A 15,299-nucleotide genomic window follows, 5' to 3' on the forward strand; every position below is an offset into this window, starting at 1 on the left:
GCGGTCACACCGGGTCGTAGGTCCGCTCGACCTTCTGCGTGCCGCTGCGGGTGCGGTAGGAACGCACCCAGCTGGAGGTGGCGTTCGCGTCGGTGCGGTCGGACAGCGCGTAGTAGTCCATCTGCGCGCGGTCCGCGGTGATGTCGAGCACGCCGTAGCCGTGCCGGTCGGTGTCCACCCAGTGGACGTGCCGGTTGGCGGCCTTGATGACCGGCGCGGCGATCGCCGAGACCGTGCCCTCGGGCACCTTCACGATGTCGTCCAGGTTGTCGGAGGTCACCGAGGTCACCACGAACTCGGTGGCCGCCGACGCCGACAGCGGGTAGGTGCCCGCGTCCACCGGGACGTCGTTGGCCCACGCCATGTGGATGTCACCGGTCAGGAAGACGGTGTTGCCGATGGCGTTGGAGCGCAGGTGGGCCAGCAGTTCGCGGCGGTCGTCGGTGTAGCCGTCCCACTGGTCGGTGTTGGCGGCGATGCCCTCCTGCGGCAGTCCGAGCAGCTTGGCGAGCGGCTTGAGCAGGTCGGCGGAGAGGGAGCCGAAGGAGAACGGCGAGATCATCACCGAGTTGCCGACCAGCCGCCACCTGGTGTCGGAGGCCTGCAGACCGGCCTTCAGCCAGTCGAGCTGGGCGCGCCCGGTGAGCGTGCGGTCCGGGTCGTCCACCGAGCCGCTGGCCGTGGACGCCTGCTGGGAGCGGAAGGAGCGCAGGTCCAGCAGGGAGAGGTCGGCGAGCTTGCCGAAGCGCAGCCGGCGGTAGGTGGTGCCCGCGACGGCAGGGCGGACCGGCATCCACTCGAAGTAGGCCTGTTTCGCGGCGGCCTGACGGGCCGTCCAGCTGCCCTCGGCGCCCTCGGTGTGGTTGACGGCGCCGCCGGACCAGGCGTTGTCGGCGAACTCGTGGTCGTCCCAGATCGCGACGACCGGTGCCTTCAGGTGCAGGGCCTGGAGGTCGGGGTCGGTCTTGTACCTGGCGTGCCGGATCCGGTAGTCGGCGAGGGTGAGGATCTCATGGGCAGGCGCATGCGGGCGGACGACCGTGCCCCGGGTCCCGTACTCGCCGGACTCGTACTCGTAGATGTAGTCGCCGAGGTGCAGCCAGGCGTCCAGGTCGTTCCGGGCCGCGAGGTGGCGGTAGGCGGAGAAGTAGCCGGCCTCCCAGTTGGCGCAGGAGACCACGCCGAAGCGCAAGGAGGAGACGTCCGCGTCCGCCGCCGGCGCGGTGCGGGTGCGCGCCACCGGGGAGTCGGTGCCGCCGGCCGAGAAGCGGAACCAGTAGTCGGTGGCCGGCTCCAGGCCGCGGATGTCGGCCTTCACGGTGTGGTCGGAGGCGGCCGTCGCGGTGGTGGAGCCCTTGGCGACGATGCTGGTGAACGCCTTGTCCCTGGCGACGACCCAGCTGACCTCGGTGTCCGGGCCGAGTCCCGAACCCGGTATCGCCTCCGGGGCCGGGGTCACCCGGGTCCACAGCAGCACGCCGTCGGGCAGCGGGTCACCGGAGGCGACACCGTGCAGGAAGGCGGGGGCGTCCGTGGCGGCGCGGGCCGACGTCGCGGCGGCCAGCGGGCCGGCCAGGACAGCGGTCGCCGCCGCGGCCTTGACGACCGTACGGCGGCGGGGCGAAAACGGACCGAGGCCCTGGGAGGCCTCGGATGATCTGTATCGACTGGTCACGGACGATCAGGTTACTGATCGGTACACGCGAGAGCGGGCGAACTCGGAAAAGTTCGCCCGCTCTTTGACTGATGGTCGGTTCAGCCCTTGAGGGCCGCCTCCAGCGCGGTGTTGAACTCGGCGACCGACATGGGCGCGTTCTTGCCGTCGGAGCCCGTCAGCGTCTTGCCGTCCATCTTCAGGGTCGGGGTGCCCGAGATGCCGTCCTTGTCGAAGATCTTGGACTCCTCCAGCGCCCACCTGTCGTAGGTGCCGTCCTTCACGGCCTTCTGGAACGCCGCGTTGCCCTTCAGCGCGGGGACCGTGTCAGCGATCTCGATCAGGTAGCTGTCGTCCTTGAACTTGTCGGTGGTCTCCTCGGGGTGCCACTTCTTGGAGTACATCGCGCTCTTGTACTCCAGGAAGGCCTCGGGGCTGACGTTGAGCGCGGCACCCAGGGCGCTGAGCGCGTTCTTGGAGCCCTCGCCGGTGAGGTTCTTGTCGAGGAAGGTCGCACCGACGTACTGGATCTTGAACTTGCCGGCGTCGAGGTCCTTCTTGACGGTCGGGCCGACCGTCTGCTCGAAAACGGCGCAGACCGGGCAGCGCGGGTCCTCGTACATCACGAGGGTCTTCTTGGCGCTGCTCTTGCCGATGACGATCGTCGTGCCGTCCGTGCCCGTGGTGTTGGCCGGCTTGACGAGCTTGTCGTCCTTCGCGGCCTCCCAGTAGGCGGGCTTGTTGTTCTGCACGACGGCGTAGCCTATGCCGCCGGCCGCGGCCAGGACGGCCACGACCGAGGCGGCCACGATGAGCTGCCGCCTGGCCTTGTCGCGCTTGGCCTGCCGCTCGCGCTCCTGGCGCAGCCGCTCCCGGGCCGCCGTCTTCGCCGCCTGGCTGTTCCGCTTGCTCATATTGGTGATCTCCATGTGGGACGCGCACACGTCGTACGCGGAATACGGGTGGGGGACTGGTCGTGCTCAGGCGAACGCCGGTGAGCACGGCGGTCCACGCCGTCCCAGGGAGTGCGTGAGGAGCCGGTCGCGGGCGGCGGCGCGGCGCGGGGCCGGGCGGGGCAGCCGGCGGGCCGGCAGCGGCCGTGCGGCGACCGCGGCCACCGCCAGCAGCAGCGGCCGGAACGTGGTGGCGGCGACCGCCCGCAGCAGCTGGGTCAGCGCCCGCTCGCCCCGGCGCAGCCAGGCGGCGGCGAGCAGCCCCACACCGATGTGCGCGGCGAGCAGCAGCCAGGCGGCGGCCGGGCTGGCGTGGGCGAGCAGCGCCCCGGCGCGGTCGGGACCGCCGGTCATCCGGGCCAGCGGGGTGCCCACCCGCCCCTCGCACAGCACGTCCAGGCCGACCGCGCGCAGCGGGCCGGCGACCGGGCCGCCCGCCCGGCCGTAGCAGGCGTGCTGGCCCGTGGTGAACACCGTGTCGGCGGCCAGCTCCAGCGGGATCAGCAGGGCCGCGATCCGGCCGAAGCCGCGCTCACGGCCCGCCAGCGCGTACGCGGTGACGAACACCCCGGCGGCGACCGCGCCCACGGTCGCCAGCGGCAGCGGAGCACGGGACAGCAGCACGTGCGACGCGGTGCTGAGCGTCACGACGAAGGCCGTGAACAGCGCCGCGCGCACGGCTCTGAGCTGGATCCCGGATATGTCCATAGCGAAAGGAGAGTCTGTCACGTACACGGGTAAGGGACCCCTAAAGGGTGCCTGTGAATCCGGGAAGGTTACAGCCCCGGAATCCGGCCGTTGCGGAACAGGTCGACGAAGATCTGGTGGTCGGCACGCGCGCGTGCGCCGTAGCTGTGCGCGAAGTCCACCAGCAGGGGTGCGAAGCCCTCCTCGTCGGCCGCGAGCGCCGCGTCGATGGCCCGCTCGGTGGAGAACGGCACCAGGGACTCGCCGGAGGTGTCGTCCGCCGCCGCGTGCATGGTCGCGGTGGCCCGGCCCAGGTCGGCGACGACGGCCGCGATCTCCTCCGGGTCGTCGATGTCGTCCCAGTCCAGGTCCACGGCGTACGGCGAGACCTCGGCGACCAGCTGGCCGGCGCCGTCCAGCTCGGTCCAGCCGAGCCACGGGTCGGCGTGCGCCTGGAGGGCGCGCTGGGAGATCACCGTGCGGTGGCCCTCGTGCAGGAAGTACTCCGCGATGGCCGGATCCGTGATGTGCCGGGACACGGCCGGGGTCTGGGCCTGCTTGATGTAGATCACGACATCGTTCTCCAGGGCGTCGCTGTGGCCCTCCAGGAGGATGTTGTAGGACGGCAGGCCCGCGGAGCCGATGCCGATGCCCCGGCGGCCCACGACGTCCTTCACCCGGTACGAGTCCGGGCGCGCCAGCGAGGAGTCCGGCAGCGTCTCCAGATAGCCGTCGAAGGCCGCCAGGACCTTGTAGCGGGTGGCCGCGTCCAGCTCGATGGAGCCGCCGCCCGGTGCGAAACGGCGCTCGAAGTCGCGGATCTCGGTCATCGAGTCCAGCAGGCCGAAGCGGGTCAGCGAGCGGGCGTCACGCAGCGCGTCCAGCAGCGGACCCTGCGCGGTGTCCAGCGTGAACGGCGGCACCTCGTCCCGCTTGGCGCCCGTGGCCAGGGCGTGGACGCGCTCGCGGTAGGCGGCGGCGTAGACCGTCACCAGCTCGGTGATCTGCGCGTCGCTGAGGGCCTTCGCGTACCCGATGAGCGCGACCGACGCCGAGAAGCGCTTCAGGTCCCAGGTGAACGGGCCGACGTAGGCCTCGTCGAAGTCGTTGACGTTGAAGACCAGGCGGCCGTTGGAGTCCATGTACGTGCCGAAGTTCTCGGCGTGCAGATCGCCGTGGATCCACACGCGCGAGGTGCGCTCGTCCAGGTACGGGCCGCCGCGCTTCTCGGCATCCAGATCGTGGTAGAAGAGGGCCGCCGTGCCCCGGTAGAACGCGAAGGCCGAGGCCGCCATCTTCCGGAACTTCACCCGGAACGCGGCCGGGTCGGCGGCCAGGAGCCGGCCGAAGGCGGTGTCGAAGACGGCGAGGATCTCCTCGCCGCGCTGCTCCTCGTCGAGCTGGGGGACCGACATCGCGGGGTGCCTCCTGGTGCGTTACCTGTACGACAGCGTTTCTGCCGTACCCAACGCACGAAGGTACGCGGGAGTGCCCGCCCGTCGCCCGACCACCACCCCTGATCGAGGCGCTTCGCGCCAAGATTTCATCTCGTCGCCCGACCACCACCCCTCATCGAGGCGCTTCGCGCCAAGATTTCATCTCGCCGTCCGGCCAGCGCCCCCCCATCGAGGTCCTTCGCGCCACGTCTTCATCGCGTTGTCAGTGCCGCGGCATAGACTTCGACGCTGACCCCAGAACTGTCCGCCCGCCCGTCGCCGAGTGTTTCCCCCGGAGGACTCACCGTGTCAAAGCCGCCCTTCACGCACCTGCACGTCCACACCCAGTACTCGCTGCTGGACGGTGCCGCGCGGCTGAAGGACATGTTCAACGCGTGCAACGAGATGGGCATGACGCACATCGCCATGTCCGACCACGGCAACCTCCACGGGGCGTACGACTTCTTCCACTCCGCGAAGAAGGCCGGGATCACCCCGATCATCGGGATCGAGGCGTACGTCGCCCCCGAGTCCCGGCGGAACAAGCGCAAGATCCTCTGGGGCCAGCCGCACCAGAAGCGGGACGACATCTCCGGTTCGGGTGGTTACACCCACAAGACGATGTGGGCCGTGAACAAGACCGGCCTGCACAACCTCTTCCGGCTCTCCTCCGACGCCTACGCCGAGGGCTGGCTCCAGAAGTGGCCCCGGATGGACAAGGAGACCATCGCCCAGTGGTCCGAGGGCATCGTCGCCTCCACCGGCTGCCCCTCCGGCGAGGTGCAGACCCGGCTGCGCCTCGGCCACTTCGACGAGGCCCTCAAGGCCGCCGCCGACTACCAGGACATCTTCGGCAAGGACAGGTACTTCCTGGAGCTGATGGACCACGGCATCGAGATCGAGCGCCGGGTCCGCGACGGCCTGCTGGAGATCGGCAAGAAGCTCGGCATCCCGCCGCTGGTCACCAACGACTCGCACTACACGTACGCGCACGAGGCGGGCGCCCACGACGCCCTGCTGTGCATCCAGACCGGCAAGAACCTCTCCGACCCCGACCGCTTCAAGTTCGACGGCACCGGCTACTACCTGAAGTCCACGGACGAGATGTACGCCATCGACTCCTCGGACGCCTGGCAGGAGGGCTGCGCCAACACGCTCCTCGTCGCCGAGATGGTGGACACCACCGGCATGTTCGAGAAGCGCGACCTCATGCCCAAGTTCGACATCCCCGAGGGCTACACCGAGGTCACCTGGTTCCAGGAGGAGGTCCGCCGCGGCATGGAGCGCCGCTTCCCGGGCGGCGTCCCCGAGGACCGCCAGAAGCAGGCCGAGTACGAGATGGACGTCATCATCCAGATGGGGTTCCCGGGCTACTTCCTCGTGGTCGCCGACTTCATCATGTGGGCCAAGCGCCAGGGCATCGCGGTCGGCCCCGGCCGAGGCTCCGCGGCCGGCTCGATCGTCGCCTACGCGCTCGGCATCACCGACCTCGACCCGATCCCGCACGGCCTGATCTTCGAGCGGTTCCTCAACCCCGAGCGCATCTCGATGCCCGATGTCGACATCGACTTCGACGAGCGCCGGCGCGTCGAGGTGATCCGGTACGTGACGGAGAAGTACGGCGCCGACAAGGTCGCCATGATCGGCACCTACGGCACCATCAAGGCCAAGAACGCGATCAAGGACTCCGCGCGCGTGCTGGGCTACCCGTACGCGATGGGCGACCGCATCACCAAGGCCATGCCCGCCGACGTCCTCGGCAAGGGCATCCCGCTGTCCGGCATCACCGACCCCAGCCACCCCCGCTACTCGGAGGCCGGCGAGGTCCGGGGGATGTACGAGAACGAGCCGGACGTGAAGAAGGTCATCGACACCGCGCGCGGTGTGGAGGGCCTGGTCCGGCAGATGGGCGTGCACGCCGCCGGTGTGATCATGTCCAGCGAGACCATCACCGAGCACGTCCCGGTCTGGGTGAGGCACACCGACGGCGTGACCATCACCCAGTGGGACTACCCGAGCTGTGAGTCGCTCGGCCTGCTGAAGATGGACTTCCTGGGCCTGCGCAACCTCACGATCATGGACGACGCCGTCAAGATGGTGAAGGCCAACAAGGGGATCGACATCGACCTCCTGAGCCTCCCGCTCGACGACCCCACGACCTTCGAACTGCTCCAGCGCGGCGACACCCTCGGCGTCTTCCAGTTCGACGGCGGCCCCATGCGGTCCCTGCTGCGGCTGATGAAGCCGGACAACTTCGAAGACATCTCCGCCGTGTCGGCCCTGTACCGGCCGGGCCCGATGGGCATGAACTCCCACACGAACTACGCGCTGCGCAAGAACGGGCAGCAGGAGATCACGCCGATCCACCCCGAGCTGGAGGCGCCGCTCAAGGAGGTCCTGGACGTCACCTACGGCCTGATCGTCTACCAGGAGCAGGTGCAGAAGGCCGCCCAGATCATCGCGGGCTACTCGCTCGGCGAGGCCGACATCCTCCGCCGCGTGATGGGCAAGAAGAAGCCGGAGGAGCTGGAGAAGAACTTCGTCATCTTCCAGGCCGGCGCCCGCAAGAACGGCTACAGCGACGAGGCCATCCAGGCGCTCTGGGACGTGCTGGTCCCCTTCGCCGGCTACGCGTTCAACAAGGCGCACTCCGCCGCGTACGGCCTGGTGTCGTACTGGACGGCGTACCTGAAGGCGAACCACCCCGCCGAGTACATGGCCGCCCTGCTCACCTCGGTCAAGGACGACAAGGACAAGTCCGCGGTCTACCTCAACGAATGCCGCCGCATGGGCATCCGGGTGCTCCCGCCGAACGTCAACGAGTCCGAGGCCAACTTCGCCGCCCAGGGCGACGACGTGATCCTCTTCGGCCTGTCCGCCGTCCGCAACGTCGGCACCAACGTCGTCGAGTCGATCATCAAGTGCCGCAAGGCGAAGGGGAAGTACGGCTCCTTCCCCGACTACCTCGACAAGGTCGACGCGGTGGTCTGCAACAAGCGCACCACCGAATCGCTGATCAAGGCCGGCGCCTTCGACTCGATGGGCCACACCCGCAAGGGCCTCATGGCCCAGTACGAGCCGATGATCGACAACGTGGTCGCGGTCAAGCGCAAGGAGGCCGAGGGCCAGTTCGACCTCTTCGGCGGGATGGGCGAGGAGACCAGCGACCAGCCCGGCTTCGGCCTCGACGTGGAGTTCACCGACGACGAGTGGGACAAGACCTATCTGCTCGCCCAGGAGCGGGAGATGCTCGGTCTGTACGTCTCCGACCACCCGCTCTTCGGCCTGGAGCACGTGCTCTCCGACAAGGCGGACGCGGGCATCGCCCAGCTCACCGGCGGTGACTACGCGGACGGCTCGGTGGTGACCATCGGCGGCATCATCTCCGGCCTCCAGCGCAAGATGACCAAGCAGGGCAACGCCTGGGCCATCGCCACCGTCGAGGACCTGGCGGGCTCCATCGAGTGCATGTTCTTCCCGGCCACCTACCAGCTGGTGTCCACCCAACTCGTCGAGGACGCCGTGGTGTTCGTCAAGGGCCGCCTCGACAAGCGCGAGGACGTGCCCCGGCTCGTCGCCATGGAGCTGATGGTCCCGGACCTGTCCAACGCGGGCACCAACGCGCCCGTGGTGCTCACCATCCCGGCCGTGAAGGTGACCCCGCCGATGGTCAGCCGCCTCGGCGAGATCCTCAGCCACCACAGGGGCGACAGCGAGGTCCGGATCAAGCTCCAGGGCCCGCGCAAGACCACCGTGCTCCGCCTGGACCGGCACCGGGTCAAGCCCGACCCGGCGCTGTTCGGCGACCTGAAGGTGCTGCTCGGCCCGTCCTGCCTGGCCGGCTGAGGCCCGGCGGAAGGCGCCGACGCGAAGGGGCGCACCCTTGACGGGTGCGCCCCTCACCTGTGCCCGGGCGTCAACTGCCCTTTAGTTGTGGCCGAAGCTCTTCTGCTTCTTGCGCGCGGCCTCCGAAGGGCTGCCCGGGGTGTGCGCCATGGGCGGCTCGTGCTCCTCCGCCTGCGGACGCTGCGCGTGCTCGGACTGCGGAGCGCGGTTCTGCGGGCCGGACTGCTTGCGGTTCTTGTTCTTGGCCATGGTGATCTGCCTCCTGTGGGGGATCTAGGGGCCAGGGCCGGGACCAGATTCACATACGCTGACATCAAGCGCATGTCGGATAATTACCGTCTGTGACAGGGGTGGTGGGCGCACCGGAACCGCAAACGCCACGCCGAAGATCGAGTTCGGGCCGTTAACCCCCGCGAGGTCGGGCAGACTCGAAGGAAGTCCGAAGCAAAACCTCCCGGGAAGAGGGTGAGTCGCGTGGACCGCTGCATCGTCCTGGTGGACGCCGGGTATCTGCTGGGAGCCGCCGCCAGCCTCCTCGCCGGCGAGCCCTCGCGGTCCCGGATCACCGTCGACCACGCCGCGCTGATCCAGGCGCTGCGGGAACGCGCGGAGTCCGACACCGAGCGCCCCCTGCTGCGCATCTACTGGTTCGACGGCGCCCCCGACCGGGTCCCCCAGCCGGAGCACCGCCGGCTGCGCGTGATGCCCCGGGTCACCGTCCGCCTCGGCGCCCTCACCCGCAGCGACGGACGCTGGGCCCAGAAGGGCGTCGACGCCGCCATGCACGCGGAACTGACCGAGCTGGCCCGCAACCGCGCCTGCTCCGACGTCGTCCTCGTCACCGGCGACGGTGATCTGCTGCCGGGCATGATGGCCGCCAAGGAGCACGGCGTCGCCGTCCACCTGTGGGCCGTCCAGGCCGCCGACGGCGACTACAACCAGTCCGAGGACCTGGTCGCCGAGGCCGACGAGCGGCGCGTGCTGGACCGCGCCTGGATCACCCAGGCTGTCCGCGCCAAGGAGCTGACCGGCGTCTGCGCCCCGCCGCCCGCGCCCCGCCCCGAGATCGCCGCCATCCTCTCCGCGCCGCTGCCCGAGTCCGCGCTCGGCACGGCCAGCGAGCGGCCCGCCGAACAGCCCGCCCACCCGCCGGCCGCCGCCGCGGCCGAGAACGGCGCCCAGGAGCGGGTGACCGCCTCCAAGGGCGTCCCCACCCCCAAGGACCTGGCCGCGCTGCGCGCACCCGGCGCCCAGCCCGTGCAGCACCCGGCGACCGCGACCCTGCGCTGGTCCTCCGACAAGGGCTGGGTCGACCGGCCGGGAGCGGTCGCCGAGCCCCCCGAGGTCGCCTCCATGCCGACGCTGGCCCAGCTCACCACGGCCGAGCAGCGGTGGGCCGACCGGGAGGAGGACATCACCACCGTCGGCGGCGACCCGTACGAGGTCGGGCAGGTCTTCGCCCGCCGCTGGATGTCCCGGCTCGGCGACCAGAGCCACCTCCAGCGGCTGTCGCAGATGTACCCGCGGATCCCGCACCGGATCGACGGGGAACTGCTGCGGTACGCGGCGCGGTTCGGACTGCTCGCGCACAAGGACGACCAGATCGACGAGCACGACCGTTACGCCATTCGGGCGGGGTTCTGGCGGGAGATCGACGTCCCGGCGGCGGCCGAACAGCACGCGCCCGCCGCCGACTGAATGCCCGGAGCCGCCCCCAAAGGCGAGTAAAGGCCCCCGACCCCGTAGGCTCGTCCCTTGTGAGTACGCGCGCGGGACAGGCACTTCGGTACGACGAGGTCGTACGCGTGCGCGGGCTCGGCAAGACCTACCCGGCCGTGAAGGGCCGGCGGGGCGCCCCGGGCGCCCCCGAGGTGCGGGCCACCGACGGGGTGGAACTGGACGTGCGGCGCGGCGAGGTCTTCGGGCTGCTCGGCCCGAACGGCGCCGGCAAGTCCACCCTCGTACGGCAGCTCTGCGGGCTGCTGCGGCCGGACACGGGCAGCGTCGAGATACTCGGCCACGACATCGTGCGCCATCCCGAGCGGGCCGCGCGGCTCCTCGCCTACCTGGGCCAGGAGTCCACCGCACTGGACGAGCTGACCGTCTCCCTCGCCGCCGAGACCACCGGACGCCTGCGCGGCCTGGACGTCCGGCGGGCGCGGGCCGAGCGGGACGCCGTCCTGGAGGAACTGGGGCTGACCCCGATCGCCGGACGGGCGCTGAAGAAGCTGTCCGGCGGGCAGCGGCGGCTCGCCTGCTTCGCCGCCGCCCTCGTCGGGGAACGGCCGCTGCTCGTGCTGGACGAGCCGACCACCGGCATGGACCCGGTGGCCCGGCGCGCGGTCTGGGCGGCCGTGGACCGGCGGCGGGCCGAGCGCGGCACGACCGTGCTGCTGGTCACCCACAACGTCATCGAGGCCGAGACGGTCCTGGACCGGGTCGCCGTGCTCGACCAGGGCCGGGTCATCGCCTGCGACACCCCCGCCGGACTCAAGGAGCAGGTCGCCGGGGAGGTACGGGTGGAGCTGGTGTGGCGGGAGCGGGCGCCGCTGGAGGTGCCCGAGGTCGCCGTGCTGCGCGAGCGGGCCGCGGAGTCCGGCCGGCGCTGGACGCTCCGGCTCGCGCCCGAGGAGGCCCGCGCCGTCGTCGCCACGGTGACCGGCGGCGCCGCCTTCGCCGCCCTGGACGACTTCACGCTCGCCACGCCCAGCCTGGAGGACGTCTACCTGGCGCTGGGCGGCGCGGCCCGGCAGGGGCTGGTGAGGACATGAGCGCACCGGCCATGGAATGCGTACGGGTCCGCGCGACCGCCGGGGTGGGAAGGCCCGCCGTGGCGACTGCCGTAGGGAAGAGGAGCAGCCGGTCGTGAGTGTCGTACCCGCCGAGGTTCTGCCGGGCGGTGCCCGGGCCGTGCCGGACACGGCGGCCGGCGCGGCCAAGCTCGGGCCGTCCGCGCGGCTGTGGCCGTCGCTGGTGGCCGTCTACCGGGCGCAGCTGTCCCGGGCCCGGGTGGCGCGCATCCCGCTGCTGTTCGTGGCGACCTTCCAGTCCATCGGCATCGCCGTGATGATGCGCGGGGTCGTCGACAGCGGCCATGAGGCCCAGTCCGTGGTGGCCGGGTCCTCCGTGCTGGTCGTCGCGTACGTGGCGCTGAACCTGCTGTCGCAGTACTTCGGTCAGCTGCGGGCCAGCGGCGGGCTCGACCACTACGCCACGCTGCCGGTGCCGCCGGCGGCCGTGGTGCTGGGCGCGGCGGCGGCGTACGCCTCCTTCACCGTGCCGGGGACCCTGGTGACGGCCGTCTTCGGCTGCGCGCTCTTCGGGCTGCCGCTGTCCAATCTGTGGATCCTGGTGGCCGTCATCCCGCTCGCCGGGGCCGCGCTGGCCGGGCTGGGCGCCGCCTGCGGGCTGCTCGCGCCCCGGCCGGAGCTGGCCACGCTGCTCGGGCAGCTCGGCATGTCGGCCGCGCTGCTGCTGGGCGTGCTGCCGGCCGACCGGATGCCGGAGGTCGTACGGCTGGCCCGCGATCTGCTGCCGTCGACCTACGGCGTGGAGGCGTACGCGCGGACCTTCCAGGCGGACCCCGACTGGGCCGTCGTCCTCGCTGACCTGGGGGTGTGCGCGGGCGTCGGGGTGGTCTCGCTGGCCGTGGCGACCTGGGCGTACCGCAGGGCCGCCGTCCGGTGACGCGGCCCACAGCACGACCTGGCACGATGGTCGGGTGACCGCACCGCTGACTCCGCCTCCTCCGCCGCACGAGAACTCCCCGCACCAGGTCTGGCAGGCGCCGCCGCCCGCCGGGGCGCCGGGCGCGGGCACGTACGAACAGGACGGCCCCGGGATGAAGACGGAACTGCGGGAGGCCGCCGTGATCACGGTGGCGGTGGCGCTCGGCGGGGTGCTGCTGGGGCTGCTGTGGTGGTGGCTGGCGCCGCACGTGCCGCTGATCGGTGACGAGGTCGACAAGAACTGGGTCGTCTACCTCAAGGACAGCGAGGGCGAGCAGGCGGTCGGGGTGGACGGAACGTTCACCCTGCTGGGACTTGCCTTCGGGCTGGTCAGCGCCGTGGTGGTGTTCCTGCTGCGGCGGCGCGGCGGTGTGCCGCTCGCGGTGGCCCTCGGCCTCGGCGGGCTGCTCGGGTCGCTGCTGGCCTGGCGGCTCGGGGTGTGGCTGGGGCCCGAGTCGAACGTGCTCGCGCACGCGCAGGCCGTGGGCAAGGGGGTGACGTTCTCGGCGCCGCTGAAGCTGTCGGCGAAGGGGGCGTTGCTGGCGTGGCCGTTGGCGGGGCTGCTGGTGCACCTCGGACTGACCGCGCTGTTCGGGCCCCGGGACCCCGAGGTGCCGTGACCTGGGGGGCGCCGCGTCAGCCGCGCCCGATCGGCGCCAGCACCGCCTCCGTCAGCTTCGCCAGGTCCCCCGGCGCCAGCTCGACCTCCAGGCCCCGGCGGCCCGCCGACACGCAGATCGTCGCGTGGGACTCCGCCGAGTCGTCGATGACCGTCGGGAGCTTCTTGCGCTGGCCGAGCGGGGAGATGCCGCCGCGGACGTAGCCCGTGGTGCGTTCGGCGAGGGCCGGGTCGGCCATGGCCGCCCGCTTGCCGCCCACCGCCGCCGCCAGGGCCTTCAGGTCCAGCGAGCCGGCCACCGGGACCACACCGACCACCAGGGAGCCGTCCACGTCGGCCACCAGCGTCTTGAAGACGCGCTCGGGGGAGACGCCCATCGCCTCCGCCGCCTCCTCGCCGTAGGAGGGGTGGGACGGGTCGTGGTCGTAGGCGTGGACCGTGAAGTCCACGCCCGCCGCCGTCAGGGCCACCGTCGCGGGCGTCCCCCCGGACTGCTGCTGCTTCTTCGGCTTCTTCGCCATCAGGGTGTCGTGCTTCCCTCAGTTCAGACTGGTCGGCGTCCGCGTCAGCTCGAACGCGGGCAACGACGGCAGACTACGGATGATGGACGTCTCCGCGCGAAGGAGTTTCAGCTCGTCCCGGAGCCGGGAGGCGGTGTCCGGGGCCTGGAGCAGACGCTGCTTGGTCGGCGTGTCGTGCACCATCGCGGCGGCCACCAGGTACGACACCACGCCCGGGTCGTCCGGCAGGTCGGCACCGGTGGACAGCGAGCGCTCGCGGGCGCCCGCAAGACGCTTCTGGTACTGGCGGAAGGAGCGCAGGACGCCCTCCGCCAGCGCGCCGGCCTCGTCCCCGGGCTCCTCCGGCAGCTCCTCCAGCTCGGCGGTCAGGAACGGACCGGACGCGTCCACGGACAGCAGGCGGACACGCGTCGTGCCCGTCGCCAGGACCTCGAAGGTGCCGTCGGACCGCTCCCGGACGGTCGCCGCGTCCGCCACACAGCCCACCCCGTGGAAGGCCTTGAGCGGGTCGGGGCCGAAGCCGGCGGCCGGGCCCCGGTCGGGCTGGGCCGTGGGGTTCGGCATGCCCGGGGCGCTCGGCGCGACCTCGTGGCCGTCGCGGATGGCGACGACGGCGAAGCGGCGCGGCTCCTCCTCGGGGGTCTTCGACAGCGCGCGCATCATGGCGCGATAGCGCTCCTCGAAGACGTTCAGCGGCAGCACGAGCCCCGGGAACAGCACCGAGTTCAGCGGAAAGAGCGGAAGACGGACGGTGGTCACGGCGCCCCAGCCTAGTGGTCGGCGGCGCGGGCGTGTCCGCCGTGCTCGCCGAGAGGGTCCCGGGACGCCGTCAGCAGCCCGGCCGGGGCGGGCCGCGGGGCCGCCGTCTGAAGGTGCTCGCGCACCCGCAGGAAGTGGGCGAGCGGGTCGTCGGAGATCCGGTCCCAGGGGAAGGAGGTGGCGTAGGGGCCGATCAGGCGCAGCTGGGTGCGGGCGTCCTCCCGGCGGTCCAGCCGCAGCAGGACGTACAGCAGTTTGTTGCGGACCTCGGCGGGCCACGGGTCGGCCGCCGGGAAGCGTCCGGACAACTCGATGGCGCGGTCGGCCGCCGCGTCCAGCCGGGCGCGCGGCACGTCGGAGCCGCGGTCGTCGGTCAGGCAGCCGTAGGCCGCGCGGGCGGGCAGCGCCTGGACGAGCGAGTCGGCCGGGGCGTCCTGCGCGGCCCGATCGGCGAAGTCGAAGCACGCGCGGTGCGAGCCGTGGGGGGTGTGGGGCGTGTCTCCCCACCGGGCGCAGCAGAAGGCGGCCAGGTAGCGCAGGGCGGCCACGTGGCAGCCGTAGTGGTGCGGGGCGCGCCGGACGGCCGCCTCCCACAGCTCCTCGAAGTAACGGTGCCCGGTGCGCGAGCCGCGCGCGTGGTCGAGCGCGATCCGCCACGGCACCGGGTCGCGTACGTCGGCGCGGGCGGCGGCGGTGATGAGCGGGCTCACCTCGCGCAGCAGCTCGGCCCGGGCGGGCGAGGACCAGACGCGGTCGACCGCCAGCTGGGCCCCGAGCAGCAGCACGTCGGGGTCGTCCGGGGTGGCGGCGCGCCACTCCTCGTACCACTCGGGGCGCGAGCGGGCGAAGGCGGTCAGGCGCCGTACGTACCGGTCCCGGTTCTCCCAGTCGGCCGCGGCGCGGGTGGCGGCGAGCAGGCCGGCCGCGGCGGTGTACTCGCCCCGGCCGGCCGCGACCAGCGCGGGCGAGAGGCGGTCGTCGGGCGCGTCGAGCACGGCCTCGTCCCCGGCCGGCGGGCGGTCGGCCGGACGTGCGGAGCGTTTGGTCATCCGGGTGGGGCGGATGAACGAGGGCAGCAGAGCCATGGTTCGACCAT

General features: G+C 71.7%; 13 protein-coding genes. 5 read left to right on the forward strand and 8 right to left on the reverse strand.

The window, feature by feature from the left end; all coding sequences use genetic code 11:
- Window positions 1-4 precede the first annotated feature (4 nt).
- The 4 genes from AQJ11_RS19635 to AQJ11_RS19650 form a co-directional block, all read right to left on the reverse strand.
- Entirely contained in the window at window positions 5-1,675 is a 1,671-nt protein-coding gene (locus AQJ11_RS19635; RefSeq protein ID WP_059263882.1) for an alkaline phosphatase D family protein, read from the reverse strand.
- Window positions 1,676-1,755: 80 nt separating this feature from the next.
- Window positions 1,756-2,568 carry a thioredoxin domain-containing protein gene (locus AQJ11_RS19640; RefSeq protein WP_014672149.1) on the reverse strand — a complete coding sequence of 271 codons (813 nt, stop codon included), beginning with the start codon at window positions 2,566-2,568 and terminating at the stop codon, window positions 1,756-1,758.
- Window positions 2,569-2,634: 66 nt separating this feature from the next.
- Window positions 2,635-3,315 (reverse strand): hypothetical protein, encoded by a 681-nt coding sequence (locus tag AQJ11_RS19645; protein WP_058080208.1) that lies wholly within the window; start codon window positions 3,313-3,315, stop codon window positions 2,635-2,637.
- 68 nt (window positions 3,316-3,383) lie between these two features.
- Entirely contained in the window at window positions 3,384-4,709 is a 1,326-nt protein-coding gene (locus AQJ11_RS19650; RefSeq protein WP_058080207.1) for a DUF2252 domain-containing protein, read from the reverse strand.
- Between the two features lie 327 nt (window positions 4,710-5,036).
- Here AQJ11_RS19650 and dnaE point away from each other — a divergent pair, with 327 nt between their 5' ends.
- Window positions 5,037-8,576 carry a DNA polymerase III subunit alpha gene (dnaE, locus tag AQJ11_RS19655; protein ID WP_058080206.1) on the forward strand — a complete coding sequence of 1,180 codons (3,540 nt, stop codon included), beginning with the start codon at window positions 5,037-5,039 and terminating at the stop codon, window positions 8,574-8,576.
- A gap of 81 nt (window positions 8,577-8,657) precedes the next feature.
- Here dnaE and AQJ11_RS49860 read toward each other — a convergent pair whose 3' ends face one another.
- The gene (locus AQJ11_RS49860; protein ID WP_014672145.1) at window positions 8,658-8,825 is read right to left on the reverse strand and encodes a hypothetical protein; all 168 of its coding nucleotides are present in this window, start codon (window positions 8,823-8,825) and stop codon (window positions 8,658-8,660) included.
- Window positions 8,826-9,050: 225 nt separating this feature from the next.
- Here AQJ11_RS49860 and AQJ11_RS19660 point away from each other — a divergent pair, with 225 nt between their 5' ends.
- The 4 genes from AQJ11_RS19660 to AQJ11_RS19675 all read left to right on the forward strand — a co-directional run bounded on the left by AQJ11_RS19660 (window position 9,051) and on the right by AQJ11_RS19675 (window position 12,924).
- Window positions 9,051-10,274 (forward strand): NYN domain-containing protein, encoded by a 1,224-nt coding sequence (locus AQJ11_RS19660; RefSeq protein WP_058080205.1) that lies wholly within the window; start codon window positions 9,051-9,053, stop codon window positions 10,272-10,274.
- Between the two features lie 59 nt (window positions 10,275-10,333).
- Entirely contained in the window at window positions 10,334-11,347 is a 1,014-nt protein-coding gene (locus tag AQJ11_RS19665; RefSeq protein ID WP_059263883.1) for an ABC transporter ATP-binding protein, read from the forward strand.
- Window positions 11,348-11,441: 94 nt separating this feature from the next.
- Window positions 11,442-12,263, forward strand: a complete 822-nt coding sequence (locus AQJ11_RS19670; protein ID WP_059263884.1) for an ABC transporter permease — start codon at window positions 11,442-11,444, stop codon at window positions 12,261-12,263.
- A 34-nt stretch (window positions 12,264-12,297) separates the two neighbouring features.
- Entirely contained in the window at window positions 12,298-12,924 is a 627-nt protein-coding gene (locus AQJ11_RS19675; RefSeq protein WP_058080203.1) for a hypothetical protein, read from the forward strand.
- Window positions 12,925-12,940: 16 nt separating this feature from the next.
- Here AQJ11_RS19675 and ybaK read toward each other — a convergent pair whose 3' ends face one another.
- The 3 genes from ybaK to AQJ11_RS19690 are packed head-to-tail and all read right to left on the reverse strand — an operon-like array spanning window position 12,941 to window position 15,288.
- Entirely contained in the window at window positions 12,941-13,444 is a 504-nt protein-coding gene (gene ybaK, locus AQJ11_RS19680; protein ID WP_014672140.1) for a Cys-tRNA(Pro) deacylase, read from the reverse strand.
- Between the two features lie 18 nt (window positions 13,445-13,462).
- Window positions 13,463-14,203 carry an LON peptidase substrate-binding domain-containing protein gene (locus tag AQJ11_RS19685; protein ID WP_059263885.1) on the reverse strand — a complete coding sequence of 247 codons (741 nt, stop codon included), beginning with the start codon at window positions 14,201-14,203 and terminating at the stop codon, window positions 13,463-13,465.
- 11 nt (window positions 14,204-14,214) lie between these two features.
- Window positions 14,215-15,288, reverse strand: coding sequence for a hypothetical protein (locus AQJ11_RS19690; protein ID WP_059263886.1), 1,074 nt, complete (start codon window positions 15,286-15,288; stop codon window positions 14,215-14,217).
- Between the last annotated feature and the right edge of the window lie 11 nt (window positions 15,289-15,299).

Source organism: Streptomyces corchorusii (assembly GCF_001514055.1).
In the GTDB taxonomy this organism is placed as follows: Bacteria; Actinomycetota; Actinomycetes; order Streptomycetales; family Streptomycetaceae; genus Streptomyces; species Streptomyces olivaceoviridis.